The organism is Streptomyces sp. NPDC051567, from assembly GCF_044454165.1.
Lineage (GTDB): Bacteria > Actinomycetota > Actinomycetes > Streptomycetales > Streptomycetaceae > Streptomyces.
The window spans coordinates 42,240-68,890 of record NZ_JBITDK010000005.1 but is presented as its reverse complement, the minus strand read 5'-3'; the positions used below and the strand labels follow the sequence as shown (position 1 = coordinate 68,890).

22 protein-coding genes are annotated in these 26,651 nt (G+C 73.4%); 12 read left to right on the top strand and 10 right to left on the bottom strand.

Annotated elements, in window-relative coordinates; genetic code table 11:
* Positions 1-288 precede the first annotated feature (288 nt).
* Positions 289-1,818, bottom strand: a complete 1,530-nt coding sequence (locus tag ACIA5F_RS07985; RefSeq protein ID WP_399350357.1) for a leucyl aminopeptidase — start codon at positions 1,816-1,818, stop codon at positions 289-291.
* A 358-nt stretch (positions 1,819-2,176) separates the two neighbouring features.
* Between ACIA5F_RS07985 and ACIA5F_RS07980 the strand changes: the two genes are divergently transcribed.
* The 5 genes from ACIA5F_RS07980 to ACIA5F_RS07960 all read left to right on the top strand — a co-directional run bounded on the left by ACIA5F_RS07980 (position 2,177) and on the right by ACIA5F_RS07960 (position 9,073).
* Positions 2,177-4,204: a hypothetical protein gene (locus tag ACIA5F_RS07980; protein WP_399350355.1), complete on the top strand. Its 2,028-nt coding sequence runs from the start codon at positions 2,177-2,179 to the stop codon at positions 4,202-4,204.
* A 201-nt stretch (positions 4,205-4,405) separates the two neighbouring features.
* The gene (gene pelF / locus ACIA5F_RS07975; protein WP_399350353.1) at positions 4,406-5,971 is read left to right on the top strand and encodes a GT4 family glycosyltransferase PelF; all 1,566 of its coding nucleotides are present in this window, start codon (positions 4,406-4,408) and stop codon (positions 5,969-5,971) included.
* Entirely contained in the window at positions 5,968-7,509 is a 1,542-nt protein-coding gene (locus ACIA5F_RS07970) for a hypothetical protein (RefSeq protein WP_399350351.1), read from the top strand. Before pelF ends, ACIA5F_RS07970 begins: the two co-directional genes overlap by 4 nt.
* A gap of 101 nt (positions 7,510-7,610) precedes the next feature.
* Positions 7,611-8,261: a spherulation-specific family 4 protein gene (locus ACIA5F_RS07965; RefSeq protein WP_399350349.1), complete on the top strand. Its 651-nt coding sequence runs from the start codon at positions 7,611-7,613 to the stop codon at positions 8,259-8,261.
* The gene (locus ACIA5F_RS07960) at positions 8,258-9,073 is read left to right on the top strand and encodes an endo alpha-1,4 polygalactosaminidase (protein WP_399350347.1); all 816 of its coding nucleotides are present in this window, start codon (positions 8,258-8,260) and stop codon (positions 9,071-9,073) included. Before ACIA5F_RS07965 ends, ACIA5F_RS07960 begins: the two co-directional genes overlap by 4 nt.
* Before the next feature lie 163 nt (positions 9,074-9,236).
* Here the strand turns inward: ACIA5F_RS07960 and ACIA5F_RS07955 are convergent, their stop codons facing one another.
* From ACIA5F_RS07955 to ACIA5F_RS07935, 5 genes are all read right to left on the bottom strand, one after another.
* Entirely contained in the window at positions 9,237-10,478 is a 1,242-nt protein-coding gene (locus ACIA5F_RS07955) for a sensor histidine kinase (protein ID WP_399350345.1), read from the bottom strand.
* A 29-nt stretch (positions 10,479-10,507) separates the two neighbouring features.
* Positions 10,508-11,272: a hypothetical protein gene (locus ACIA5F_RS07950; RefSeq protein WP_399350343.1), complete on the bottom strand. Its 765-nt coding sequence runs from the start codon at positions 11,270-11,272 to the stop codon at positions 10,508-10,510.
* Positions 11,269-13,176 carry a phosphatidylglycerol lysyltransferase domain-containing protein gene (locus ACIA5F_RS07945; RefSeq protein WP_399350341.1) on the bottom strand — a complete coding sequence of 636 codons (1,908 nt, stop codon included), beginning with the start codon at positions 13,174-13,176 and terminating at the stop codon, positions 11,269-11,271. Before ACIA5F_RS07945 ends, ACIA5F_RS07950 begins: the two co-directional genes overlap by 4 nt.
* Before the next feature lie 106 nt (positions 13,177-13,282).
* The gene (gene cobT / locus ACIA5F_RS07940; RefSeq protein ID WP_399350339.1) at positions 13,283-14,347 is read right to left on the bottom strand and encodes a nicotinate-nucleotide--dimethylbenzimidazole phosphoribosyltransferase; all 1,065 of its coding nucleotides are present in this window, start codon (positions 14,345-14,347) and stop codon (positions 13,283-13,285) included.
* An 82-nt stretch (positions 14,348-14,429) separates the two neighbouring features.
* Positions 14,430-15,653, bottom strand: a complete 1,224-nt coding sequence (locus ACIA5F_RS07935) for a bifunctional adenosylcobinamide kinase/adenosylcobinamide-phosphate guanylyltransferase (protein WP_399350337.1) — start codon at positions 15,651-15,653, stop codon at positions 14,430-14,432.
* A 104-nt stretch (positions 15,654-15,757) separates the two neighbouring features.
* Between ACIA5F_RS07935 and ACIA5F_RS07930 the strand changes: the two genes are divergently transcribed.
* Complete coding sequence (locus tag ACIA5F_RS07930) at positions 15,758-15,970, top strand: hypothetical protein (protein ID WP_399350335.1); 213 nt, start codon at positions 15,758-15,760, stop codon at positions 15,968-15,970.
* Positions 15,971-16,069: 99 nt separating this feature from the next.
* Here the strand turns inward: ACIA5F_RS07930 and ACIA5F_RS07925 are convergent, their stop codons facing one another.
* Together ACIA5F_RS07925 and ACIA5F_RS07920 are read right to left on the bottom strand one after the other, a co-directional pair.
* Positions 16,070-16,813: a class I SAM-dependent methyltransferase gene (locus ACIA5F_RS07925; RefSeq protein WP_399350786.1), complete on the bottom strand. Its 744-nt coding sequence runs from the start codon at positions 16,811-16,813 to the stop codon at positions 16,070-16,072.
* 65 nt (positions 16,814-16,878) lie between these two features.
* Positions 16,879-17,487 (bottom strand): DUF3043 domain-containing protein, encoded by a 609-nt coding sequence (locus ACIA5F_RS07920; RefSeq protein WP_399350333.1) that lies wholly within the window; start codon positions 17,485-17,487, stop codon positions 16,879-16,881.
* 324 nt (positions 17,488-17,811) lie between these two features.
* On the opposite strand from ACIA5F_RS07920, the gene ACIA5F_RS07915 reads away from it, so the two are divergent.
* On the top strand, positions 17,812-18,606 hold the full coding sequence (locus ACIA5F_RS07915; protein WP_399350332.1) for a PspA/IM30 family protein: 795 nt from the start codon (positions 17,812-17,814) through the stop codon (positions 18,604-18,606).
* Positions 18,607-18,619: 13 nt separating this feature from the next.
* Positions 18,620-18,898 (top strand): hypothetical protein, encoded by a 279-nt coding sequence (locus tag ACIA5F_RS07910; RefSeq protein ID WP_399350330.1) that lies wholly within the window; start codon positions 18,620-18,622, stop codon positions 18,896-18,898.
* 53 nt (positions 18,899-18,951) lie between these two features.
* On the opposite strand, the gene ACIA5F_RS07905 is transcribed toward ACIA5F_RS07910, so the two are convergent.
* A complete protein-coding gene (locus ACIA5F_RS07905) occupies positions 18,952-19,725 on the bottom strand; it encodes a hypothetical protein (RefSeq protein WP_399350328.1) in 774 nt (257 codons plus the stop codon).
* Positions 19,726-19,812: 87 nt separating this feature from the next.
* On the opposite strand from ACIA5F_RS07905, the gene cobS reads away from it, so the two are divergent.
* The 3 genes from cobS (at position 19,813) to ACIA5F_RS07890 (ending at position 24,712) form a co-directional block, all read left to right on the top strand.
* Positions 19,813-20,634 carry an adenosylcobinamide-GDP ribazoletransferase gene (gene cobS, locus ACIA5F_RS07900; RefSeq protein ID WP_399350326.1) on the top strand — a complete coding sequence of 274 codons (822 nt, stop codon included), beginning with the start codon at positions 19,813-19,815 and terminating at the stop codon, positions 20,632-20,634.
* A 34-nt stretch (positions 20,635-20,668) separates the two neighbouring features.
* Positions 20,669-21,394, top strand: a complete 726-nt coding sequence (locus tag ACIA5F_RS07895; protein WP_399350324.1) for a response regulator — start codon at positions 20,669-20,671, stop codon at positions 21,392-21,394.
* Between the two features lie 189 nt (positions 21,395-21,583).
* Positions 21,584-24,712 (top strand): efflux RND transporter permease subunit, encoded by a 3,129-nt coding sequence (locus ACIA5F_RS07890; RefSeq protein ID WP_399350322.1) that lies wholly within the window; start codon positions 21,584-21,586, stop codon positions 24,710-24,712.
* Between the two features lie 80 nt (positions 24,713-24,792).
* On the opposite strand, the gene nadA is transcribed toward ACIA5F_RS07890, so the two are convergent.
* Positions 24,793-25,980, bottom strand: coding sequence for a quinolinate synthase NadA (gene nadA, locus ACIA5F_RS07885; RefSeq protein ID WP_399350320.1), 1,188 nt, complete (start codon positions 25,978-25,980; stop codon positions 24,793-24,795).
* Positions 25,981-26,275: 295 nt separating this feature from the next.
* Here nadA and ACIA5F_RS07880 point away from each other — a divergent pair, with 295 nt between their 5' ends.
* On the top strand, positions 26,276-26,632 hold the full coding sequence (locus ACIA5F_RS07880; RefSeq protein ID WP_399350318.1) for a HesB/IscA family protein: 357 nt from the start codon (positions 26,276-26,278) through the stop codon (positions 26,630-26,632).
* The last annotated feature ends 19 nt before the right edge of the window (positions 26,633-26,651 follow it).

Genomic DNA, 26,651 nt, shown 5'->3' with positions numbered 1-26,651 from the left:
GCTTGTATCTTTCGGCCCTGTGGTGGGGGCCCTGTCCTGCCGAGAACCCATCTTCGCATTTGTCGGGGGAACGCGGGACGCCGGGCCCACGATGTGGCAGGTCGTTCCGCCCGAAGCGGGGGTTACCACGGCGTAGCGGCCCCGGTCCCCCCAGAAGTTTCGTTATGAGCTGAACACGTCACCAGCACCTCCCGAGCCCACCCCGAGCCCCGGTCGAGTCCGACCGGGGCCCGGGGTGCGCCGCGTCCCGCCCGCGCGGCACCCGCGCGGGCGGGCGGGCCGGTTGCGTCAGCCCAGGTCGCCGGTGGCGGTGCGCTCGGCCAGCCGCACCAGGGTGCGCACGGCCGAGCCGGTGCCGCCCTTGGGGGTGTAGCCGTACGGGGCGCCCTCGTGGAAGGCCGGGCCCGCGATGTCGAGGTGGGCCCAGGTGATGCCCTCGCCGACGAACTCCTGGAGGAAGAGGCCGGCCGTCAGGCCGCCGCCCATGCGCTCGCCCATGTTGGCGATGTCGGCGGTGGGGGAGTCCATCCCCTTGCGCAGGTCGGCGGGGAGCGGCATCGGCCAGGACGCCTCGCCGACCTCCTCGGCGATCTCGTGGATCGAGGTGCGGAAGGCGTCGTCGTTGGCCATGATGCCGAAGGTCCGGTTGCCCAGGGCCATCACCATCGCGCCGGTCAGGGTGGCGACGTCGACGATCGCGTCCGGGTTGTCCTCGGACGCCTTGGTCAGGGCGTCCGCGAGGACCAGGCGGCCCTCGGCGTCGGTGTTCAGGACCTCGACGGTCTTGCCGCTGTACATGCGCAGCACGTCGCCGGGGCGGGTGGCGCCGCCGGAGGGCATGTTCTCGGCGAGCGCGAGCCAGCCGGTGACATTGACCTGAAGGCCCAGCTTGGCGACGGCGACGACGGCGGCGAACACGGCGGCGGCGCCGGACATGTCGCACTTCATCGTCTCGTTGTGACCGGCCGGCTTCAGCGAGATGCCGCCCGAGTCGTAGGTGATGCCCTTGCCGACGAAGGCGAGGGTCTTCTCCGCCTTGGCGTGGGTGTAGGTGAGCTTCACCAGGCGCGGCGGGTTGTCCGAGCCCTGGCCGACGCCCACGAGGCCGCCGTAGCCGCCCTTGACGAGCGCCTTCTCGTCCAGGACCTGGACCTTGACGCCGTGCTCCTTCGCGGTCGCGGAGGCGACGGCGGCGAACGCCTCGGGGGTGAGGTCGTTCGGCGGGGTGTTGATCAGGTCGCGGGCGACGTTGACCTCGGCCGCGACGACCGTGGCGCGCTCGGCCGCGGCCTTGTGCTCCTTGTCGCGCGGCTTGGCGCCCAGCAGGGCGACCTCGGCCAGCGGCTGCTTGGGGCCGCTGTTCTTCGAGGCCTTCTTCTCGCCGCCCTGGTAGGCGGTGAAGGCGTACGCGCCGAGCAGCGCGCCCTCGGCCACGGCGGTGACGGCGGAGGCGTCGTCCAGGGGGAGGGCGAAGGCGGCCTTCTTGACGCCGTGCAGCGCGCGGGCGGCGGCGCCGGCGGCGCGGCGCAGCGCCTCCTCGTCGTAGGACTCGTCCTGCCCGGGGACGGGGCCGAGCCCGACCGCCAGCACGACCGGGACCTTGAGACCGGCCGGGGCGGGCAGCTTGGTGATCTCGCCTTCGGCGCCCGAGGCGCCGAGGGCGTCGAGCACGGTGGCGAGCTTTCCGTCGTACGCCTTGTCCACGGCCTCGGCGCCGGCGGCGACGACGGGGCCCTTGGCGCCCTTCGCCACGCCGACCACGAGGGCGTCGGCGCGGAGCGTCGCCGGGCCGGCAGTGCTGAGAGTCAGAGCAGTCACGGTGGTGAAGTCTCGCTTCCGTTTGTGTGGTGTGAGGCCGCGGTCGGACGCGGGATCGCCGGCCGTTCCGCGAGCGATCGTATTCCGCCCCGGTGGCCGCCGGAAATGAGCGTACGCGCACGCACTCGTCCGTACGACATTCGAGGGTTTGTCAAGTTGTTCTAGGGATACGCCTTGAGATTCACCCGTACGTGGACTCTGCACCAGGTTTGCCGGTGAGACCTGACGAGGTCCGAGAGACTCGGGGCACTCTCGCAAGGGGACGCGGGGTCTCTTTGCATGATTTCCACAGAGCCTCCCCGGTCCGGCCATCCGCCCGGAACCGCGCCGGAGGACGCCTGCGGGGGGAAAGGCCGACATGGTCAGCAAGAACCGGATGAACAGAGTCGCCGCGGCCACGGCCGCGGCGGTACTGATGTCCCTGGCGGTGCCCGCCGCGACCGCACAGGCGGCGGCCTTACCGCGCGTCGACCTCAAGGTGCTGGTCGTCGACGACGGCGGCAGCTCCGTCGAGGCGCTCACCGCGGAACTCCGCTCCACCGGAGTCCCGTTCACCCGCGTCGACCTGGGCAGCCCCGGCCGCCCGGTCATCGACGCCGGGTTCCTCAGCGACACGCTCGACGGACGTCCGCGCGCCAAGTACCAGGGCGTGGTCCTGCCCAACGAGAACCCGTTCGGCGCCGGCTCCGCCGAGATGGCCGCGCTCGCCGCGTACGAGAGCGCCTACGGAATCCGGCAGGTCGACGCCTACACCTGGGCCCACCCGGAGGTCGGCCTGGAGTACACCGACAACGGGGGGTACACCGGGGTGCTCGACGGCACCCCCGCCACGGTCACCGAAGCCGGCCGGACGGGCCCCTTCGGCTACCTCGGCGGACAGGTCACCTTCGAGGACAACTCCCCCCTGGTCATGGAGAGCTACGGCTCCATCGGCAAGCCGCGGGCGGGCTACACCAGCTACCTCGACGCCCCGGCCGGCGCCGGCCGGGCCTCGCTCCTCGGCGAGTACACCCACGACGGGCGCAGCGAACTGGTCGTGACCTTCGGCTACAACCAGAACCAGCAGCAGTTCCGGCTCCTCGCCCGCGGCATCGTCGAATGGCTCACCCAGGGCGTCCACCTCGGACAGAGCCGCAACTACTTCGCGGTCCACGTCGACGACGTCTTCGCCCCCGACGGCCGCTGGAGCAAGGAACTCAACTGCACCCCCGGCGACTACGGCTGCCCGGAGGAGGAAGGGGCCGCGGGCGCCATCCGGATGACCGCCGCCGACGCCGTGTACGCGGCCCAGTGGCAGCAGTCCCACGGCTTCACCCTCGACATGGTCTTCAACGCGGGCTCCGGCGAGGAGTGGAAGACCGAGAACGGCGGCACCGACGCCCTCACCGCCCAGCTGATCGCGGACCGGGCCAGGTACCGCTGGATCAACCACACGTACACACACCCGTTCCTCGGCTGCGTCCAGGACACCACCACCGTCCCCTGGACCTGCGCGAAGAACGCCCAGTCCGCCGTGACCTGGATGAGCCGCGCCGAGATCTCCGCCCAGATCCGCGACAACGTCGTCTGGGCCGCGTCCAAGGGCATCACCCTCGACCGCACCGAACTCGTCACCGGCGAGCACTCGGGACTCAGGACCCTCCCGCAGCAGCCGCAGGACAACCCCAACCTGGCCGGCGCGCTCGCCGACAACGGCGTCACCTGGATCGCGAGCGACAACTCGCGCGAGACCGCGCAACGCCCCGTCGGCGCCGCCCTCACCGTCCCGCGCCACCCGATGAACGTGTACTACAACACGGGCACCCGGACCGAGATGGCCGACGAGTACAACTGGATCTACACCAGCCGCGCCGACGGCGGCAGCGGCGCCTGCGAGGACAACCCGGCCACCACCACCTGCCTGCCGGCCCCCCTCGACGTCACCACCGGCTTCCTCGAACACATCGCGCCCGCCGAGGCCCGGACCGCCCTGCGCCACGTGCTGTCCAACGACCCGCGCCCGCACTACGTCCACCAGTCCAACCTCGCCGAGGACCGCATCCTCTACCCCGTCCTCGACCAGGTCCTCACCACCTACCGGACCCTCTACGCGCCCAGCACGCCGATCGTGAACCAGAGCCAGAAGGACACCGGGACCGAATTCACCCGCCGCGACGCCTGGGACAAGGCGCTCGCGGAGGGCAAGGTCACCGCCTACCGCATCGGCAAGGACGTCACCGTCAAGGCGCCCTCCGGAGTCGTCGCCCCGGTCACCGCTCCCACCGGCACCAAGAAGCAGCACCTGCTGGGCACCACGGACTTCGGCACCGCCTACGCCGGCACCCGCTCCACCTGGACCGCGCCCGAACTGCTCCAGAGCGCGGTCACGCTCAAGCTGCCCAGCTGACCGGCGAGCAGGCCCTGTCGCCGGAGCCCCGCACCCCGGCCGCCTCCCCCGGACGCCCTCCGGGGGAGGCGGCCGGGCGGTGCCCCCGGGCCCCCGCCGCTCCGGCGACAGAACCCGGCCGCCCACCACGCGCACTACCCAGCGCCGGCCGTCCGTGACCACGGACGCCGGCCCCTTTTCCGTCCTGGGGGGACACACCGCATGAGCCATGGGCGTCATGTCACCATGCTCACCGAAGGCACCTACCCGCACGTCCACGGGGGCGTCAGCACCTGGTGCGACCAACTGGTACGCGGTATGCCGGAGGTCGACTTCAACGTCATAGCCCTGACCGGCTCCGGACGCGAGCCGGTCACCTGGGAACTCCCGCGCAACGTCTACCGGCACACCTCCGTCCCCCTGTGGGGCCCCGCCCCCGGACGCCGCCACACGGTGTTACGGGGCCGGGCGCGGCGCCGCTTCACCGAGGTCTACGAGACCTTCCTGCTCTCCCTGCTCGAACCCGCCACCGGCCCCGGCGACCACCGCTTCTCCGAGGCCCTGCGCGACCTGGCCCTGCTCGCCCGGGCGGGCACGCTCGCCCCGGCACTGCGCTCCGAGTCCGTCCTGCGCCTGCTGACCTCCCTGTGGACCCGCCCCGGCCTCACCACCGCCGACGCGAAACCCACCCTCCACGACGCGCTCACCGCCACCGACCTGCTGGAACACGCCCTGCGCCCGCTCTCGGTACGGATACCTCCCGACAGCGTCGCGCACGCCGTCAGCAGCGGCCTCGCCACCCTCCCCGCCCTCGCCGCCGCACACCTCGACGGGGTCCCCTTCCTCCTCACCGAGCACGGCATCTACCTGCGCGAGCGCTACCTCGGCTACCGCAGCGCCGCCCAGCGGTGGCCCGTCAAGGCCCTGATGCTCGGCTTCTACCGCGCGCTCAACACCGAGGGCTACCGGCGGGCCGACCTCATCACCCCCTGCAACCGGTACAACCGCCGCTGGGAGGAGCGCGGAGGCGCCGCCTCCGACCGCATCCGCACCGTCTACAACGGCGTCGACCCGCACGCCTTCCCCGAGGCGGGCCCCGAACCCGAGGTGCCCACCCTCAGCTGGTGCGGCAGGATCGACCCCATCAAGGACCTCGAAACCCTCATCCGGGCCTACGCCTTCATCCGCGAGGAGGAGCCCGCCGTCCGGCTGCGCCTCTTCGGCCCGGTCCCGGCGGGCTGCGAGGAGTACAAGCTCCGCCTGGAGAAGCTCGCCGCCGAACTCGGCGTGAGCGACGGCATCACCTACGAGGGCCGCATCGAGCAGGTCGCCCGCGCCTACGCGGCCGGAAGCGTCGTCATGCTCTCCAGCATCAGCGAAGGCTTCCCCTTCAGCATCATCGAGGCCATGTCCTGCGGCCGGACCACCGTCTCCACCGACGTCGGCGGGGTCCGCGAAGCCGTGGGCGACACCGGCCTCGTCGTCCCGCCGCGCGAGCCCGAGACCATGGCCCGCGCCACCCTCGCCCTCCTGCGCGACGACGCGCGCCGCGCCGAACTCGGCCGGATGTCCCGCGAGCGGGTCGTGGAGAAGTTCACCCTCGACCAGTCCGTGGACGGCTTCCGCCACATCTACCGCGGCCTCGCCGACGAGAAGCGGGCCGGCCGGCCCGTCCCGCCCCTCCACGAGGGCGACGCGCGGACCCAGCGGCCCGCCGACCCCTGGTACCGCGAACTCGCCCACATGGGCCGCCCCCGCGCGAAGACCGGGGAGGCGGACCCGAGGTGAGCGGTTCCCTCTGGCTCAAGGCCCCGCACGACCCCGGGGACGGAATGCTGCCCGCCGTCCCCCGGCCCCCGCGCACCGGCCCGCGGACCCCCGCCGCCGACCCGATGGACGAACTCGCCGAACGCCTGGCCGGCTTCGTCGGCGCCGCCGTCCACCCCGACGAGATCGCCGCCGTCCTCGAATCCGACGGCATGACCGACGAGTACATCCGGCTCACCTACGGCCGCCACGACTCCTTCGCCCTCGCCGAGGAGCTCTACGCCCGGGTGCCCCGCTCTTTCCCGGAACCGGCCGGCGCCCCCGACCCCTGGAAGGTCTCCCTCACCGCCTGCCTGCTGCGCGGGGTCGTCTTCGCCCTCCCCGGCCTCGCCTACGTCCTGGGCGCACCCCTGCTCGAAGGCCCGCCGGACCGGCTCGGCCTGCCCGCCGGGACGCTGACCCTCCTCGCCGGAGCCCTCATCGGCTGGGTCTGGGACCAGACCCTCTCCCACCGCGCGTACTCCTGGCTCGGCCTCGGCGACCGGGCCGCCGCCGGACGGACCCTCCTCGTCGGCGCCCCCGCCGGAGCCCTCCTCGGCGCCGCCGCCGCGCTGGCCGTCCCCGGCGGCCCGCCGTTCTCGTACGCCTTCGCCGCCGGACAGGCCCTCTACGTCGGGGCCGCCACCGTCCTGCTCGTCCTCGGCCGGGAACGGCTGCTGCTCGCCGCGCTCGCCCCGATGGCCGCCGGGGCCGTGCTCTCCCTCCTCACCGACCCGCCCGTCCCCGCCCGGGTGACCCTGCTGGCCCTCTCCCTGCTGGCCGCCTGCGCCCTGGCCGTACGGGAACTGCGACCGGCCGCCGCCCTGCGGGCCGCCCTGCTGCGCCTGCGCACCCGCCCCGGACGCCGCCCCGGCACCGGCCCGGTGCGCTGGCGGACCCTGCGCGGCCCCGAGGAGGAGCACACCCCGCACGGCCCCCGGCTCGCCGACTCCGTCCCCTACGGGGTCTTCGGCCTCGGCACCGGCCTGCTCGTCCTCTACGCCGCCCTGGGAGAGGTCCTCTCCGGAGGCCCGGCCGAGGCCGTCGCCGCCCCCTCGGCGGTCGCCCTCACCCTCAGCATGGGCCCCGCCGAATGGCTGCTGCACCGCTTCCGCAGCGGCAGCCTGGCGGGGCTGCGGGCCGCCCGCTCCTCCCGGACGTTCCGGCACCGGATGCTCACCACCCTGGCCCAGTGCCTCACCGGGTACCTGGCCGTCCTGCTCGCCCTGGGCCTGACCGGAACCCTGCTCTGGCCGCACGCGCCGACCCTCACCGGAGCCCGGGTCGCCACCCTGCTCCTCCTCGGCGCCGTGATGTGGACCGGGCTCCTCCTCCAGTCCTTCGGCGCGGTCCGGCCCGCCGCCGTCGTCTGCGCCGCCGCCGCCACGGCCCAGAGCCTGGCCCTGCTGACCGGAGCGGGCCAGCCCCGGGTCGTCCAGCTCGTGGTGGCGGGCACGGCCGCCGCCGCCCTGGCCGCCCTGGTCTGCCTCCTCCTCGGCCGCGCGACCGCCCACCGCTGACACGTGAACCCGTCACCGCACGACCGGACCGCCGGACGACCGAACCACGAACACCGAACACCGAACACCGAACGACCGACTGATCGAAGACAAGGGACCTCATGCTCCTGGTGCCCCTCTACGAGCACCCCGCCGACCGGCCCGAGGCATGGGAGCGGCTCATCCGCTCCGCGGACCGGCTGCACTCGGTGGTGCTCAACCCCGACAACGGGCCGGGCGAGGCCCCCGACGAGCGGTTCGCCCGCGTCGCCGGACGGCTGCGCGAGGCCGGCGTCCCCGTCCTCGGCTACACCGACACCGACTACGGGCGGCGCCCGCACGCGGCCGTCGTCCAGGACCTGCTGCGCCACCGCGACTGGTACGCCACCGACGGCGCCTTCCTCGACCAGGCCGCCTCCGGCCCCGAACCGCTGGCCCACTACGGGCGGCTCGCCGTCGCCGCCCGCGCCGCGGGCGCCCGCACCCTCGTCCTCAACCACGGCACCCACCCCCACCCCGGATACGCCGGTCTCGCCGACCTGCTCGTCACCTTCGAAGGCCCCTGGGACGCCTACCGGGAGGCGACCGCCCCACCCCCCTGGACCGCCGACCACCCCGCCGACCGGTTCTGCCACCTCGTCTACGCCGTCCCCCCGGGCGCCCCCGCCGCCGAACTCGCCGCCGCCCGGCGGGCCGGCGTCCACTGCGCGGTCCCCGGCACCGGAGCCCACCCGTGGTCCACCCTTCCCCACGCCCTGGAAGTGACCGGATGAACACCCGCCGACTGCGCCTCGCCCTCCTCACCACCCTGCTCCTGCTCGCCGCCTGCACGGCACAGCCGGACGACGACGAGGCCCCGGCCCCCGGCCCCGCCCCGGCGCCGGGCAGCCGCTGGCAGCCCACCCCGGGCCTCGCCTGGCAGTGGCAGCTCAGCGGGAAACTCGACACCTCGGTGGACGTCCCCGTCTACGACATCGACGGTTTCACCACCACCAAGGCACAGGTCGCCACCCTGAAGAAGGCCGGGCGCAAGACGATCTGCTACCTCTCCACCGGCGCCTGGGAAGAGTTCCGGCCCGACGCCGACGACTTCCCCAAGACCCTCCTGGGCCGGGGCAACGGCTGGGACGGCGAACGCTGGCTCGACATCCGCCACCGCGACACGCTGGAACCCCTGATCGCCAAACGGTTCGACATGTGCCGGGAGAAAGGGTTCGACGCGATCGAACCGGACAACATGGACGGCTACCGCAACAAGACCGGCTTCCCCCTCACCGCCGACGACCAGCTCCGCTACAACCGGCTGATCGCGAAACTCGCCCACGACCGGGGCCTCGCCGTCGGACTGAAGAACGACCTCGACCAGATCCCCCAACTGGTCGGCGACTTCGACTTCGCGGTCAACGAACAGTGCGCCCAGTACGCGGAGTGCGACCGCCTCACCCCCTTCACCTCCTCCGGGAAGGCCGTCTTCCACGCGGAGTACGAACTCCCCCCGGACCGCTTCTGCGGCCGCTCCCGCGCCCTGAACCTCAGCTCGATCGCAAAGAAGTACGAACTGGACGCCTGGCGCAAGGGGTGCTGAGTTTTTTTGGGGCTCGGTTCGCCTCCGGGGCGCTCGGAGCCTGACTCACGAGGTCGTACGTGCTCAGAACGCTCGTCCCTCGCGTTCCTCCGCGCGCTCGACCTCGCCCCCAGACTCCGTCCGGGGGCCCTCGGAACGGATGGGGGCCGGAGCGCGGGCGGGTTCAGGTCAGGGGGAGGACGGCGTGGACGCGGTAGCCGCCTCCGTAGCGGGGGCCGGCGAAGCAGGAGCCGCCCAGGGCGGTGGCCCGTTCGCGCATGCCGAGCTGGCCGTGGCCCCCGCCCGGGTCGGCGGGCTCCGGGGCGGGGCCGGCCGGGGCGCCGCCGTCGTCCAGCACGGTCACCTCCACCGAGGCCCCGACCCGCACCACGCTCACCTCGGCGCGGGCCCCGGGGCCCGCGTGCTTGCGCACGTTGGTCAGCGCCTCCTGGATCACCCGGTACGCCGCCAGGTCCACCGCGGCCCGCGGCGCCGGCTCGTCCCCGAGCTGGACGACCACCTCCACCGGCAGCCCCGCGTACCGGAAGGTGTCCACCAGATCGTCCAGGACGGCCAGACCGGGCGCGGGCTCGGTCGGCGCCTTCGGGTCACCGGACTGCCGCAGCAGCCCCACCGTGGCCCGCAGCTCGTTCAGGGCCGAACGGCTGGCGTCCCGTACGTGGGCCAGCGCCTCCTTGGCCTGGTCGGGACGCTTGTCCATGACGTGCGCGGCCACCCCCGCCTGCACGTTGACCAGGGCGATGTGGTGGGCCACCACGTCGTGGAGGTCCCGGGCGATCCGCAGCCGCTCCTCGGCGACCCGCCGCCGCGCCTCCTCCTCCCGGGTCCGCTCGGCCCGCTCGGCCCGCTCCCGGATGGCGTCGACGAAGGCCCGGCGGCTGCGCACCGCGTCCCCCGCGGCGGCGGCCATCCCGGTCCAGGCGAAGATGCCGAGGTTCTCCTGCGCGTACCAGGGCAGCGGGCCGGCCAGCATGGACACGCCCGTCATCCCCGCCATCGTGAGCAGGCCGATCTTCCAGGTGGTGGGCCGGTCGGTGCTGGCGGCCACCGTGTACAGGGCGATCACCGCACACATGGCGACGGGCGCCCGCGGCTCCCCGACGACCAGCTCCAGCAGCGCCAGCCCGCCCGTCACGGCGAGCACGGTACGGGGCGCACGGCGCCGGAAGACCAGGGCCGCCGCGCCCAGCACCATCAGGACCAGCGAGAACGGCTCGGGCGCACGCGTCCCGAAGGCGGGCCCGTGCACCCCGTGCGGATCGACGAAGGAGCCGACGACCATGCAGACGAGCGCCCCGGACGCGAGCACGGCGTCGGCGGCGAGCCGGTGGGTCCGCGTCCACTGCCGGGCGGCGGTCAGGGGTCCGAGGTGTGTCGTCGTCACCCGGACACGGTACGGCCTCATGGGGCGGGCCGGACCTGAGGAAGCCGGACCTAGGGCCGGTCCACGGGCGGCGCGGGCGGTACCGGCGGTACGGGTGTCCGCGTCTTCCGGTCGCAGGGGGGCGGGTGCCGTCCGAGCGGGGTCCGGGAGCGCCGGGGCCCCCACCTCGCCCGGACCGCGCACACCACCATGACCGCGGCGATGGCCGCCAGGTGCTCCTTGCCCGCCAGGTTGTTCTTGACCAGCACCTCGCCGGTCATCACCACGACCACCAGGGCGGCGGTCAGGTAGGCCCGGTAGCGCCAGCAGACGTAGACGGCGAGCCCCACCACGGCCGCCGAGGGCCCGGTGTCGTTGACGACCCGGTCGGAGACGGGCAGGCCGAAGGGATGGTCGGGGCCGAGCGCGACCCCGATCCGCGCGTACGTGGTCCCGGCGAGCGTGGCGAGGTAGCCGACCGCCAGCGTCCGCCACCAGCCGACGCAGATCTCCGAGATCCCGAAGACGAACAGGATCTGCGCCAGTGCCCCCCACACCGGCAGGTCCAGGGCCGGCACGAACAGCGACAGCGGGGTGCGCAGCAGCGCCTGCCAGAGCGGGTCGACGGCTTTGACCGACCCGAGGTCCTGGACCGCCCGGAACCCCCAGGACTGGTTCTGCACGATCTGGAAGACCGAGGTCAGACAGACCGCGCCGAGGGTCATCGGGACCGCCCGCCACCTCTCGTGGACGAGCGCGTCCCGGACCGTCCTGTACGGGGGCCCCCACTCACGGCGGGCGAACCGCCGCAGCGGGGCAGGGGTCCACACCGTCAACGCATCGTCTCCAGGTGTCTGCGGTGCAGCCACTTCGGCAGGCCGGGGGCCTCCAGGAAGCCCTCGGCCCGGCCCGCCGCGATGCCGATCCGCAGCAGGTCCGAACTCTTCTCGAAGAGCATGAACCGCGGTTCCCAGATCGGCCGGTATTTGGCGTTGGCCCGATAGAGGGACTCGATCTGCCACCAGCGGGAGAAGAAGCTCAGCAGCGAGCGCCACATCCGCAGCACCGGGCCCGCGCCGAGCCTGGACCCGCGCTCGAAGACGGACCGGAACATCGCGAAGTTCAGCGAGACCTGGGTGACCCCGATCTCCCGGGAGCGTTCGAGGAGTTCGATGACCATGAACTCCATCAGGCCGTTCTCGGAATCGCGGTCGCGGCGCATCAGGTCCAGCGACAGGCCCTTGGGGCCCCAGGGCACGAAGGACAGCACCGCCCGCAGCTCGCCGTTGCCGTCGGTGCACTCCAGCATCACGCACTGGCCGTCGCCCGGGTCGCCCAGCCGGCCCAGCGCCATGGAGAAGCCGCGCTCGGTCGCGCCGTCGCGCCAGTCGTCGGCGCGGCGCAGCAGGACCTCCATCTCCCCGGCCGGGATGTCGGCGTGGCGGCGGATGCGGACGGTGTACCCGGCGCGCTTGACGCGGTTGTACGCCTGCCGGACGGTCCGCATGGCGCGGCCCTCCAGCGTGAACTCGTCGGTCTCGACGATCGCCTCGTCGCCGAGTTCCAGGGCGTCCAGGCCGTGCCGGGCGTAGATCTGCCCGGCCTCCTCGCTCGCGCCCATGACGGCCGGGACCCAGCCGTGCTCACGGGCCTCGGCGAGCCAGGGCTCGATGGCGCCGGGCCACGCCTCGGGGTCGCCGATCGGGTCGCCGGAGGCCAGCGAGACCCCGCCGACGACGCGGTAGGTGACGGCGGCCTTGCCGGTGGGGGACCAGATGACGGACTTCTCGCGGCGCAGCGCGAAGTAGCCGAGCGAGTCGCGGTCGCCCTGGCGGGCCAGGAGCGCCCGCAGCCGTTCCTCGTCCTCCTCGGTGAGCGGGTCCACGGCGCGGCGCGAACGGAAGGCCGCGAAGAGCACGGCGAGCAGCAGCACCATCGACATGACGTTGATGAAGACGTCCACCCAGGAGGGCGTGCTGATCGCCTGGTACGCCTTGTCGTCCGGGGCCAGGGTGATCAGCCGCATGACCCCGTACCGCCAGCGGGCGAGGAAGGGGGCCGCTGAGCTGTCGGGCGCGGTGTTGGTGGCGCCGACCAGCAGGGCCGCGACCAGCGAGGTGACCAGCAGGCCGAAGGCGGCCACGACGGTGGCCAGCACCGGGTTGGAGCGGTCGCCCCGGGCGTAGAACTCGCGGCGGCCCAGGAGCAGGGCGCCGACGAAGGCCGCGGTCAGGGCGAGCGAGACCCAGTTCTGGGCGTGGTCGCGGAACTCCGGGTAGCAGAGGCTGAACTCGCCCTCGGTACAGGGCGCGAAGGCCGCCACGGCGAAGGCCAGCAGCAGCATCCCGCCGAGCACCAGGTTCAGGATCCAGGCCGCGCGCTTGCGGCGGCCCATGGTGACGGCGAGCAGCAGCGAGAAGAGTCCGGAGGCGAAGCCCGCGGTGAGCAGGTACGGGGTGTAGAAGTCGGCGGTGTTGTGCTTGCGCAGGTCCTGCCCGAGCGAGAGCCACACCGCGCTGAGGAAGTTGACGAAGGTGACGGCGCGCAGGTACCAGACCGCGAACGCGGCACCGCGCCGGGAACGGGCGCTGCCCCTCCCGGTCTCCCGGCCGCCCCCCGCCGCCTTGCCGGCGCCTTCGCCGCCGGTCTCTTTCCTGCCGGTCGTCCGGTCTGGTGCCTGGCCGGCCGCCGGTACGGCGCTCCGGTCGGTCTCTGCGCTGGTCAAACGGACCTCTCCCATGAAAAGCGATGATATGGGGCGTCGCCGTCCATGCTGGGGTTCCCCCGGACGGAGTGTGGGAAGGGCCCGGGGCCACGGCCTGGTCAGGACCGCGGGCCCCGGTCACTCAGGGGGCCGGCTCGTGCACCGCTCGTTCGGGGAGTTCCGCCGCGAGTGCGGCGGCGGCCTGGACGAACGGGAGCGCCAGCAGGGCCCCGGTTCCTTCTCCCACAGTGACGCCGTGGGCGAGCACGGGGTTGAGCGCCATCCGGTCCAGCGCCTTCGCCTGGCCCGGCTCGCCGCTCGCCTGCCCGGCCAGCCACCAGTCCGGGGCCCGGAACGCGGCCCGCTGGGCCACCAGCCCGCAGGCCGCCGAGACGACGCCGTCGAGGATGACCGGCGTCCGGCGGACCGCCGACTGGAGCAGGAAACCGGTGATCGCGGCCATGTCCGCGCCGCCGACCGCCGCGAGCAGCGCGACCTGGTCGCCGAGGACCGGCCGGGCGCGGCGCAGCGCGTCACGGATCGCCGCGCACTTGCGCATCCAGGCCAGGTCGTCGATGGGCAGACCGCCCCGGCCGGTGACCACCGAGGCGTCGGTGCCGCACAGGGCGGCGACGAGCGTGGCGGCGACGGTGGTCCCGCCGACGCTGAGGTCCCCGAGGACGACGAGGTCGGTGCCGGAGTCGGCCTCCTCGTCGGCGATCCGCATCCCGAGCCGCAGCGCCGCCTCGGCCTCCCCGGCCGTCAGCGCGTCCTCCACGTCGATCCGCCCGCTGCCGCGCCGCACCCGGTGGACGGTCACGTCGGCGGGGAGCAGCGCGGGATCGCAGTCGAGCCCGGCGTCCACGATCCGTACGCCGGCCCCGAACCGGCGGGCCAGCACGGCGACGGGGCTGGCCCCGTCGAGCACGGCCCGGACCAGCTCGTGGCCGGTGGAGGCGGCCCGCGCGGAGACACCCCCGGCGGCGATCCCGTGGTCGGCGGCGAACAGCACGACACGGGGACGCTCGACCGGCCGCACCGGCACCCGCCCCTGCGCGGCGGCGAGCCACTCGGCGAGCTCGTCGAGCCGGCCCAGCGCGCCGGGCGGCACGGCCAGCCGTTCACGGCGGTCCTCGGCGTCACGCCGGACGCCCCCGTCGGGGCGCTCGATCAGATCGGAGAAGTCGTCGAGATTCAGCGTGGTCATCTGCCAGAGCGTACAGCCGGTGGGACGGCCCCCGGCCGCCCTCCGGCCCGGCTCCGCCCGGGTTCCGGCCACGACGGGCGGGTCACTCCTTGAGGACCAGGGCCTGTCCGGCCACCACCAGCAGGACGTGCTCGCACTCCCCGGCCACGGCGTTGTTGAGGCGGCCCAGCTCGTCGCGGAACCGGCGGCCCGAGGCCGTCGCGGGGACGACCCCCGACCCCACCTCGTTGCTGACCAGCACCACCGTGCGGCGGGTCGCGCGGACGGCCGCGACCAGCGCGGCGGCCCGTTCGCGCAGCCGCTGCCGGCCCTCCCCGGCCCAGACGGCGTCGTCCCAGGCCCCGGCCCGGTCCATCGCGTCGGTCAGCCACAGCGCCAGGCAGTCGATCAGCAGCGGCGGCCCGTCCTGCGCCAGCAGCGGGACCAGGTCGCAGCTCTCCACCGTCCGCCAGGCCGCCGGCCGGCGCTCCCGGTGCAGGCCGACCCGGTGCGCCCAGTCCGCGTCCCCGTCCCGGACGCCGCCGGTGGCCACGTAGAGCACCCCGGGGAAGGCCGCCAGCCGCCGCTCGGCCTCGACGGACTTGCCCGACCGGGCGCCGCCCAGCACCAGGGTCCGGCGCGGCACCTCCGTCGCCGGGCGGTGCTCCCCGACGGTCACGGTGGTGCCGTCCGGGACCGCGCGGGCCCCGGCGGCGGCGCACCGGCGCTCCAGCTCCCGCCCCGGCGGGGTGTCGTGGTCCAGGTGGACGGCGATCACCTCGGTGTCCGGGCCGACCGCGCCGCCCGCCCGCAGCCGCGCCACCGCCTCGGGCCGCCCCAGCACGTCGGCGAGGACCACGTCGTACGGGCGGCGCGCCCCCGGGCCGCCGCCGGGCCGGGACTCCCCGGTGCCCGCCGGTGCCCCGCCGGGCGGCAGGTACAGCAGCCGGGCGCCGTCCGGGCCGGTCACCTCGTACCCGGTGCCCGGCGCGTCCATCGGCACCGCCCGCACCCGGTGCCCGGAGATCACCGACAGCTCCCGCCCGTCCGGGACCCGCCCGGCGGCCGGCAGCCCGGGCGGCAGCTCGACGGCGGGCCCGTCGTGCGGGTGGGTCAGCAGGACCTGGCGCACCCCGGCCAGCGAATGCCCGGCGCGGGCCCCGGCCAGTACCGCGCCGGGGGTCAGGTCGAGCAGCAGCGCCCCGTCCACCAGGACGGCCGTCGCGGCGCGGGACCGGGCGCCGGAGCTGACCGCGCAGGCCGCGCAGGGACACCCGGGGCGGGGGAGTCCTTCGGGGGTTCCGGTGCCGAGCAGAGTGAGTTCCACAGGATGATCCTCCCGCTTCGCCGGGACTGCTGCGCGCCCGGTTACTCTGCGGGCAGACTCAAGGCGAGAAGCGTGCGAGCGACGGACGAGCAACGGAGGCGGACATGGCGTGGACGTGGCGGTTCGAGACGGCCGAGGGCACCGGGACGAGCCCGTCGGTGGTACCGGAGGAGTTCACCACGCAGGGGGACGCGGAGTCCTGGATCGGTGAGTACTGGAAGGACCTGCTGGAGGGCGGCACCGAGCAGGTGAAGCTCTCCGACGACAACGGGACCGAGCTCTACACGATGAGCCTGCGCGCGGCGCTCGGCGCCTGAGCGCCTTCCCGTCCCGCTCCCTGTTCCCGGGCCGGCGCGGCCCGGGAACAGGGCGGGAGCGGGAGTTCACAGCGGTTCGCGGGGGAGCGGGGCAGGGGTTCAGCCCCGGACGCCGCACAGGTGCAGCAGCGAGGCGACCCCGCGGTACGGATCGGTGCGCCCGGCCCGGTCCTCGGCGGCGAGCAGCCGGTCCAGCTCCTCCTCGGGCGGGAGGCCGTCACCGGTCTCGGTCCCGTCGGTGAAGACGCGTACCCCGTACCAGCTCTGGAGCGGCGCCCCGATCCCGGACAGGGTGGCGGTCAGCCCGGCCAGCCGGTCGGCGCGCACCTCCAGACCGAGCCGGTTGGTGTACTCGACGCGGTCGAAGGCGTCCAGCGCCCCCGCCCAGTCGCCGTTCAGGCCGGGCCGCATGGCGAGGGCGTCGCCGTTGCGCACCAGCAGGGAGAGCAGCCCGCCGGGGGCCAGCATCCGGGCCAGCCCGGCGAGCATGGCGTCCGGCTCGGGCACGTACATCAGCACGCCGTGGCAGAGCACCACGTCGAAACTGCCGGGGAGGAAGTGGGCGCCGGTCTCGCGGCCGTCGCCCTCCATGAACAGGACCCGGTCCCGGATGCCGGCCGGTTCGCCGGCCAGCGCCGTCCGGGCGACCTCCAGCACGGCGGGGTCCTGCTCCAGCCCCGTCACCTTGTGACCGGCGCGGGCCAGGCGCAGCGCCTGGGTGCCCTGGCCCATGCCGACGTCGAGGACGCGCAGCCGCTGCCCGACGGGGAAGCGGTGCGCGATCTGCTCGTCGGTCTGACGGCCCACGAGCTCCTGGCGGACGACGTTGCGCAGTCCGCCCAGCCCTTCGAGCCAGAGCCGGGACCCGCCCGGGGACCCGCCCACCGCGGCACCCGGCGGCGCTTGGCTCAGGGCCGTTCCCCGCGCTTGACCTGCGGCTTCGGCAGCCGCAGCCGGCGCATCTGCAGGGTGCGCATGAGGCCGTAGGCGACGGCGCCGCGGCGCGGCTCGTCGGGGAAGCGGGTGGCCAGCGCCTTGCGCAGGCGCAGGAAGAGGCCGATGGAGTCGAGGACGATCAGCACGATCACACCGAGCCACAGCAGCAGGGCGATGTTCTGGATCGAGGGCATCTTCACCATGCTGAGCACCAGGATGATCACTGCCAGCGGCAGGAACATCTCGGCGATGGAGAAGCGGGAGTCCACGAAGTCGCGGACGTACCTGCGGACGGGGCCCTTGTCGCGGGCGGGCAGGTAACGCTCGTCGCCACTGGCCAGCGCCTCGCGCTGCTTGGCCATCTCCACGCGACGGCGTTCACGGGCTCGTTTGGCATCCTCCTTGCGGTTGCCGGTCGAGGCCACCACGGCCTTGCGCTGCGACTGGGCCACAGCACGCTTCGGCGTAGGGCGGCCCTTCGGGGCCTGCGGGTCACGGGGCTGCGAAAGGTCGGCGCTCGCCTTGTCGGCGGCGGCGGCCTTCTCTTCCTTGGAGGAACGGCTACCAAACACAAAACCCAAGCGTACGTGGTCGCGGGCACGGGCCCCACCCCCACGGGGAACGATCCGGCAACGGCGGGCGTCCTCCCTGCGAGAGGTCCGGGCTCCCGCACGAGGTCCGGCGGGCTCCGCTCCTGGGACCACCTACTGATCGTCTACTCCTCACGCCTGACACGGCGGGGGGCACAGTCGTCCTGGAGGAGGAGCCCATCGGTACCCGAACAGTGCGGTAATGGAGACGGGGCCCGTAGTGTGGGTTCTGTGGCGATCGTCCCGGCACGACCGGGGGGTCGCACCTGTAGGTGACCTGGAGCGAAGTCCGTCAGAAGGGGGCGCGCGAAGCCCATGAGCGGTGTCATGAAGCGTATGGGGATGATCTTCCGCGCGAAGGCGAACAAGGCCCTTGACCGGGCCGAGGACCCGCGCGAGACCCTTGACTACTCGTACCAGAAGCAGCTGGAGCTGCTCCAGAAGGTACGCCGCGGGGTCGCCGATGTCGCGACCTCCCGCAAGCGGCTGGAGCTGCAGCTCAACCAGCTCCGGAGCCAGTCGGCCAAGCTGGAGGACCAGGGCCGCAAGGCCCTCGCCCTGGGCCGGGAGGACCTGGCCCGCGAGGCCCTCTCCCGCCGGGCCTCGCTCCAGCAGCAGATCGCCGACCTGGAGGTGCAGCACCAGACCCTCCAGGGCGAGGAGGAGAAGCTGACCCTCGCCGCCCAGCGGCTCCAGGCCAAGGTGGACGCCTTCCGCACGAAGAAGGAGACCATCAAGGCCACCTACACCGCGGCGCAGGCGCAGACCCGGATCGCGGAGTCCTTCTCCGGCATCTCGGAGGAGATGAGCGACGTCGGCCTGGCCATCCAGCGGGCCGAGGACAAGACCGCGCAGCTCCAGGCCCGCGCCGGCGCCATCGACGAGCTGCTCGCCTCGGGCGCCCTGGACGACCGCAGCGGTCTGGGCTCCAAGGACGACATCCAGGCCGAGCTGGACCGGCTCTCCGGCGGTTCGGACGTGGAGCTGGAACTCCAGCGGATGAAGGCCGAGCTGGCGGGCGGTCCTTCCGCGCAGCAGCAGTCCATCGAGGGCGGCGCCCCGGGCTCCGCCCAGCAGCAGCACCACCCGCACCGGTTCGACAAGCAGTAGGACGGGGCCCGTCATGATTGTCCGCATCATGGGGGAGGGCCAGGTGAGGCTGGCCGACAGCCACCTCACCGAGCTCAACGCGCTGGACGACGAACTGCTCGCGGAGGTCGAGAGCGGCGACGAGGCGGGCTTCCGCCGCACGCTCGGCGCCCTCCTCGACGCGGTCCGGCGGTTCGGCGAACCCCTCTCCGACGACTCGCTGCAACCGTCCGAGCTGATCCTGCCCGGCCCGGACGCCGGCCTGGACGAGGTCCGGGCGCTGCTCGACGACGACGGCCTGATCCCGGGCTGACCCACCCGGCCCCGGGCTGACCTGTTCACCCCGCGGCCGGGGCCGCCCCGGGCTCAGCGTGGGCGCCGCTCCCCGTCCGGGGGCGTCCGCTCCGGGTCGGGGGCCCCGCCGATGAAGTCCTCGACCCGGCGCCGCGGCCCCGCCCACCGCCGGTCGTGCCGGAAGGCCCGCAGCCCGGCCCGCGCCCGGGCCCGCGGGCGGTTCGCGTAGAACCTCCGCGCGTACGGGGAACCGGGCCGGGCCAGCCGGACCGCGCCGACCAGCGCCACCAGCGGGATGACGACCCCGAACACCGCCGTGCGCGGCTTGCCCTTCCACAGGGCGATCAGGGCCAGGAAGAAGTTGGTGGCCGTGTTCATGACGACGACGCCCCGGCTGTGCCGCTCCCCGGGACTCAGCTCGTCGACCCCGAAGGGCAGGAACCCGCCCAGCACCAGCGCCACCAGCGCGGCCGTCAGCACCACGATCTCCACGCTCTTGCGGCCCCGCTCGCTCCAGTAGACGTCGTCCAGGTGCAGGATCAGCGCGAACTCGTCCAGCACCAGCCCCGCGCCCATCCCGAAGATCACCGCGGAGAGCATCGCGGCGGTGCTGTGGCGCCCGCTCGCGATCGCCCCGAACCCGCCGACGATCACGAGGATCACCCCCGGCACCACGTGGTGGACGTGGACACCGCCCGGGGAGAGGTTCCTGAACGGCCCCTTCCCGGCCCGGATCAGCCGGGTGATCACCCGGGTCACCAGGAACGACAGGACGAACGAGACCAGCGCCAGCAGCAGGGGCAGCTTCCCCGGCTCCACGATGTTCCGGTACCACCAGTGACCCATGCCGCAGCCTCCCAGCCGGGCGGCGCTCCCGATGCGGCCCGTAGCGGGTAAGTTACCGCCCGCCCCGAGCAGGTAGCGTTCACGCGGATGACAGATTCGTTCGACGATCCGCCCCCGACGCCGCCACCAGGCCGCGCCTCCCTGCGCGACGGCGTCCGCTTCGCCTTCGGCACCCTCACCGTGCTCCCGGCCCGCATCACCCGCTGGGACCGCCCGGCCGCCCGGACCGGGATGGCCTGCGCCCCCCTCGCCGGGCTGGCCGTCGGCCTGCTCGCGGCCGTGCCCGGGGTCCTCCTCCTGCTCCTCGGCGGCGGTCCGCTGCTCGCCGCGGCCGTCACCGTCGCCGTGCCCGCCGCCCTGACCCGGGGCCTGCACCTGGACGGACTCGCCGACACGGCGGACGGACTGGGCAGCGCCAAACCGGCCGGGGAGGCGCTGCGCGTCATGAAGCAGTCCGACATCGGCCCCTTCGGCGTCGTGACCCTGCTCTTCGCCCTGCTGGTCCAGGTGGCCGCGCTCGCCGAGGTCTACGCCGGCGGCTGGGGCCGGGGCGCGCTCGCCGTCGTCCTGGCCGCCGTCACCGCCCGGCTCGCCATGACCCTCGCCTCCCGCGCCGGGGTCCCCGCGGCCCGCCCCGAAGGACTCGGCGCGGCGGTCGCCGGAGCGGTCCCGCACCGCGTCGCCGCCGCCGTCACCGCCCTCGTCCTGGCCCTCGCCGCCCTGGCCGCCCTGCCCCTGGGTCTGCCGTCCGCCGCCCAGCACGTCGCGGCGGTCCTGGCGGCCCTCCTCGCCGCCGAGCTGCTGCTGCGCCGCTGCGTCCGCCGCTTCGAAGGCGTCACCGGCGACGTCTTCGGCGCCCTGGCCGAGACCGCCGCGACCACCGCCCTGCTGGTCCTGGCCCTCGGCTGATCCCGGCCCGGGGCGTCGGCGTACGCTGCCCCCCGTGGACCCCTCCCCGCCGCCCCGGCCCGCCCCCGTGCCCATCCGCGTCCTCCTCGCCGACGACCAGGCCCTGCTGCGCAGCGCCTTCCGGGTCCTCGTCGACTCCGAGCACGACATGGAGGTCGTCGGCGAGGCCTGCGAGGGGGCCCAGGCGTACGACCTGGCCCGCCGGACCCGGCCCGACGTCGTCCTCATGGACATCCGGATGCCCGGCACCGACGGGCTCGCCGCCACCCGCATGATCAGCGCCGACCCCGGGCTCGCCGCCGTCCGCGTCGTGATGCTGACCACCTTCGAGGTGGACGAGTACGTGGTGCAGGCCCTGCGCGCCGGGGCCTCCGGCTTCCTCGGCAAGGGCGCCGAGCCCGAGGAACTGCTCAACGCCATCCGGGTCGCCGCCGCCGGTGAGGCACTGCTCTCCCCGGCCGCGACCAAGGGGCTCATCGCCACCTTCCTCGCCCAGGGCGGCGGCGCGGACCAGGCCGCCGGGGCCCCGGGCGGAGCCCACACCGAACGGCTCGCCGCGCTGACCGTCCGCGAGCGCGAGGTCCTCGTCCACGTCGCCGCGGGCCTGTCCAACGACGGGATCGCCGGACGGCTGGAGGTCAGCCCGCTCACCGTCAAGACGCACGTCAACCGGGCCATGGCCAAGCTCGGCGCCCGCGACCGGGCCCAACTGGTGGTCGTCGCCTACGAGTCGGGACTGGTCCGGCCCCGCGCCGAGTGACCCCGCCCACCCCCGGGGCCGCCCGAAGGCCGCTCCGCGGGGGCGGGGAGTACGACGGGAGTACGCAGGGGCGTACTGCGGACGCGGTATGCCGGGCCCCAGGACGGGACCTGCGAGCGACGCCGGGGCCCGGCCCCGTGGGACAGGGTGGGTAAGCCCCCGCGTACGTCACTGCAGAGAGATACACCCATGTCCTGGCTGTCCCGATTCAGCCTTGCCCAAAGGGCGTTGATCGGCCTCGTGTCGCTCGTCGCGCTCCTCTTCGGCGCCATAGCCGTCCCGCAGCTCAAGCAGCAGCTGCTGCCCTCCATCGAACTGCCGATGGTCTCCGTGCTCGCGCCGTACCAGGGCGCCTCGCCCGACGTGGTGGAGAAGCAGGTCGTCGAACCGATCGAGGCCGCCCTCAAGGGCGTCGACGGCATCACCGGCGTCACCTCCACCGCCAGCGAGGGCAACGCCCTCGTCATGGCCACCTTCGAGTACGGCGACAGCGGCACCAAGCAGCTCGTCGCCGACGTCCAGCAGGCCGTCAACCGGGCCCGCGTCCGGCTGCCCGCCGAGGTCGACCCGCAGGTGGTGGCCGGTTCCACCGACGACATGCCGACCCTCGTCCTCGCCGCCACCTCCGACAAGGACCCGCAGGCCCTCGCCGCCCAGCTGGAGGCTTCCGTCGTCCCCGTCCTCTCGGACATCGACGGCGTCGGCCAGGTCACCGTGGACGGCGTCCAGGACACCCAGGTCACCGTCACCCCCGACAACGCCAAGCTCGCCGGCGCCGGGCTCGACGGCCTCACGCTCGCTCAGGGCCTCCAGGCGGGCGGCGTCAGCGTCCCCGCCGGCTCCTTCGACGAGGAGGGCAAGAACCGCACCGTCCGCGTCGGTTCCGGCTACACCTCCCTGGCCCAGCTGACGGACCTGCGCCTGAGCCCCGCCCCCGGCAAGCCCGCCGTGCGCCTCGGTGACGTCGCCACCGTCAAGGAGGAGCCCGCCAGGCCCGCCTCCATCACCCGCACCGACGGCAGGCCCAGCCTCGCCCTCGTCCTCACCATGGACAAGGACGGCAGCGCCGTCGCCATCTCCGACGCCGTCAAGGAGAAGCTGCCCGCGCTGCGCTCCACGCTCGGCTCCGGCGCCGAGCTGACCGTCGTCACCGACCAGGGCCCGGCCGTCGCCAAGGCCATCTCCAGCCTCACCACCGAGGGCCTGCTCGGCCTGGTCTTCGCGGTGATCGTGATCCTGGTCTTCCTGGCCTCGGTCCGCTCGACGCTGGTCACCGCCGTCTCCATCCCGCTCTCCGTCGTCCTGGCGCTCATCGTGCTGTGGACCCGCGACCTGTCGCTCAACATGCTGACCCTGGGCGCGCTCACCATCGCCGTCGGCCGCGTCGTCGACGACTCGATCGTGGTCCTGGAGAACATCAAGCGCCACCTCGGCTACGGCGAGGAGCGCGAGGCCGCCATCCTCACCGCGGTCAAGGAGGTGGCCGGCGCGGTCACCTCCTCCACGCTCACCACCGTCGCCGTCTTCCTGCCGATCGGCCTCGTCGGCGGCATGGTCGGCGAGCTCTTCGGCTCCTTCTCGCTCACGGTCACCGCGGCCCTGCTGGCCTCGCTGCTCGTCTCGCTGACCGTCGTCCCGGTGCTCTCGTACTGGTTCCTGCGCACCCCGCCGGGCGTGACGGCCGGGGACCCCGGGAGCGTGGCCCGCGCCCGGCGCGAAGCCGAGGAGAAGGAGGCCCGCAGCCGCCTCCAGCAGTTCTACGTACGGGTCCTGGGCTTCGCCACCCGGCGCCGCCTGACCAGTGTGGCCATCGCCGCCGCCGTGCTCGTCGCGACCTTCGCGATGACCCCGCTGCTGAAGACCAACTTCTTCGACGAGGGCGAGCAGGACGTCCTGACGGTCAAGCAGGAGCTGGCCCCCGGCACCTCGCTGGCCGCCACCGACGAGGCGAGCCGCAAGGTCGAGAAGGCGCTGGCCTCGGTCAAGGGCGTCAAGAGCTACCAGGTCACCGTCGGCTCCTCCGGCTTCATGGCCGCCTTCGGCGGCGGCACCGGCTCCCACCAGGCGTCCTACCAGGTCACCCTCAAGGACGCGGGCGAGGCCGCGGCCGTCAGGAAGGAGATCGAGGCCGGACTCTCCCGGCTCGACGGCATCGGCGACACCAGGATCGCGGCGGGCGGCGGCTTCGGCGGCCAGAACCTCAGCGTGGTCGTCAAGGCCGGTGACGCCGCGACCCTGGCCGAGGCCGCCGAACAGGTCCGGGCCGAGATCGCGAAGATGACCGACGTCACCGACGTCCAGAGCGACCTCTCCCAGTCCGTGCCCCGGATCTCGGTGACCGCCGGGCCCAGGGCCGCCGACGCGGGACTCAGCCAGGCGGCGCTCGGCGCGGTCGTCGGACAGGCCGTCCGGGGCAACCCGGCGGGCAAGGTCGTCCTGGACGACACCGAGCGGGACCTCGTCATCCGCTCCGCGAAGCCCGCCACCACCCTGGCCGAACTCCGGGCGCTCCCCGTCGGCCCGCTCAAGCTCGGTGACCTCGCCCAGATCGAGCTGGTCCCCGGCCCGGTCGCGATGACCCGGATCGACGGCGCCCGCGCCGCCACCGTCACCGCGAAGCCGGTCGGCGACAACACGGGCGCGGTCGGCACCGCGCTCCAGGCGAAGTTCGAGGCACTGGAGCTGCCCGCCGGGGCCACCGCCTCCATCGGCGGGGTCTCCGAGGACCAGGACGAGGCGTTCGGCTCGCTGGGCCTGGCCATGCTCGCGGCCGTCGCGATCGTCTTCATGCTGCTGGTGGCGACCTTCCGGTCGCTGGTCCAGCCGCTGATCCTGCTGGTCTCCGTGCCCTTCGCGGCGACCGGCGCGCTCGGCCTGCTCCTGATCACCGGGACCCCGCTGGGCGTCCCGGCGATGATCGGCATGCTGATGCTCATCGGCATCGTGGTCACCAACGCGATCGTCCTGATCGACCTGGTCAACCAGTACCGCGCCCAGGGCATGGGCGTCGTCGAGGCGGTCGTCGAGGGCGGCCGTCACCGGCTCCGCCCGATCCTGATGACGGCCCTGGCGACGATCTTCGCGCTGCTGCCGATGGCGCTCGGCGTCACCGGCTCGGGCGGGTTCATCTCGCAGCCGCTCGCGGTGGTCGTCATCGGCGGCCTGGTCAGCTCCACCCTGCTGACCCTGCTCCTGGTCCCGACCCTCTACACGATGGTGGAGCTCCGCAAGGAGCGCCGCCGCTCGCGCAAGGCGGCCCGCCTGACGGTGGTCCCCGCCCCGGCCGACCCGGCACGTCAGACCCCGGCCGGGGTCTGACCGAGGACCGGTGCCGTACGCGCCGAAGGGCCGCCCCCCTTGTCCGGGGGCGGCCCTTCGGCGCGTACGGATCGCGCGAGTTACGGGAGCGCGAGCATCCGCTCCAGGGCGAGCTTCGCGAAGCTCTCCGTCTCCTTGTCCACCTGGATCTGGTTGACGAGGGTCCCCTCGGCCAGGGACTCCAGGGTCCACACCAGGTGGGGGAGGTCGATGCGGTTCATGGTCGAGCAGAAGCAGACCGTCTTGTCGAGGAAGACGACCTCCTTGTCCTCGTCGGCGAAGCGGTTGGCCAGCCGGCGGACGAGGTTCAGCTCGGTGCCGATGGCCCACTTGGAGCCGGCCGGGGCCGCCTCCAGCGCCTTGATGATGTACTCCGTCGAGCCGACGTGGTCCGCCGCCGCCACGACCTCGTGCTTGCACTCGGGGTGGACGAGGACGTTCACCCCGGGGATGCGGGCCCGGACGTCCTCGACCGAGTCGACCGAGAACCGGCCGTGCACCGAGCAGTGCCCCCGCCACAGGATCATCCTGGCGTCGCGCAGCTGCTCGGCGGTCAGGCCGCCGTTCGGCTTGTGCGGGTTGTAGAGGACGCAGTCGTCCAGGTCCATGCCCAGGTCCCGGACGGCGGTGTTGCGGCCCAGGTGCTGGTCCGGGAGGAAGAGGACCTTCTCGCCCTGCTCGAACGCCCACTCCAGGGCCTTCTTCGCGTTGGACGAGGTGCAGATCGTGCCGCCGTACTTGCCGGTGAACGCCTTGATGTCGGCGGAGGAGTTCATGTACGAGACGGGCACCGTGGCCTCGGCTATGCCGGCCTCGGTCAGGACGTCCCAGCACTCCGCGACCTGCTCGGCGGTGGCCATGTCGGCCATCGAACAGCCGGCGGCCAGGTCGGGCAGGACGACCTTCTGGTCGTCCGAGGTCAGGATGTCGGCCGACTCGGCCATGAAGTGGACACCGCAGAAGACGATGTACTCGGCCTCCGGGCGGGCGGCGGCGTCCTTGGCCAGCTTGAAGGAGTCCCCGGTGACGTCCGCGAACTCGATGACCTCGTCACGCTGGTAGTGGTGGCCGAGGATGAAGACCTTGTTCCCGAGCTTCTCCTTGGCCGCGCGGGCACGTGCCACCAGGTTCGGGTCCGACGGCGAGGGCAGGTCGCCGGGACACTCCACCCCGCGCTCGCTCCTGGGGTCGGCCTCGCGGCCGAGCAGCAGCAGGGCAAGAGGCGTCGGCTGGACGTCCAAAGGCTGGGCGGTGGTCACGACACGCACCCTTTCTGTTTCTGCGACAAGTGACTTCGGGAGACATCGGTTCGACTTCTCGTCTATTTGACGTTATCTATCATAACCGGTTCGTGTCACTTTGACGATGCCGATAGTGTCAATGTGACGCATTACCCCGCGGGAGCTTGGACCCGCCCCTTCGCACGGTGTGCGAGCATGAATATCTGAAACGAGCGCCCGGCCGTGGAATGAAACCGGGGCCCCGCTCGTTGCCACCGACGGCAAGAGTCCGACGTTTCCCTGCCCTGCGGCGGGGAGCCGCCCACTTCGGGAGTGAATGCAGATGTCCGTACAGGACGACAAGACCACCGTGACCGACGGCATCCTCCTGTCCGACGCCGCCGCCGAGAAGGTCCGTACCCTGCTCGCGCAGGAGGGCCGTGAGGACCTGGCGCTGCGCGTCGCCGTCCAGCCCGGTGGCTGCTCCGGCCTGCGCTACCAGCTCTTCTTCGACGAGCGCTCCCTCGACGGCGACGTCGTCAAGGACTTCGACGGCGTCAAGGTCGTCACCGACCGGATGAGCTCCCCGTACCTGCACGGTGCCTCCATCGACTTCGTCGACACCATCGAGAAGCAGGGCTTCACGATCGACAACCCGAACGCCACGGGCTCCTGCGCCTGCGGCGACTCGTTCAACTAGAACGGCCCGGCAGCCTGGC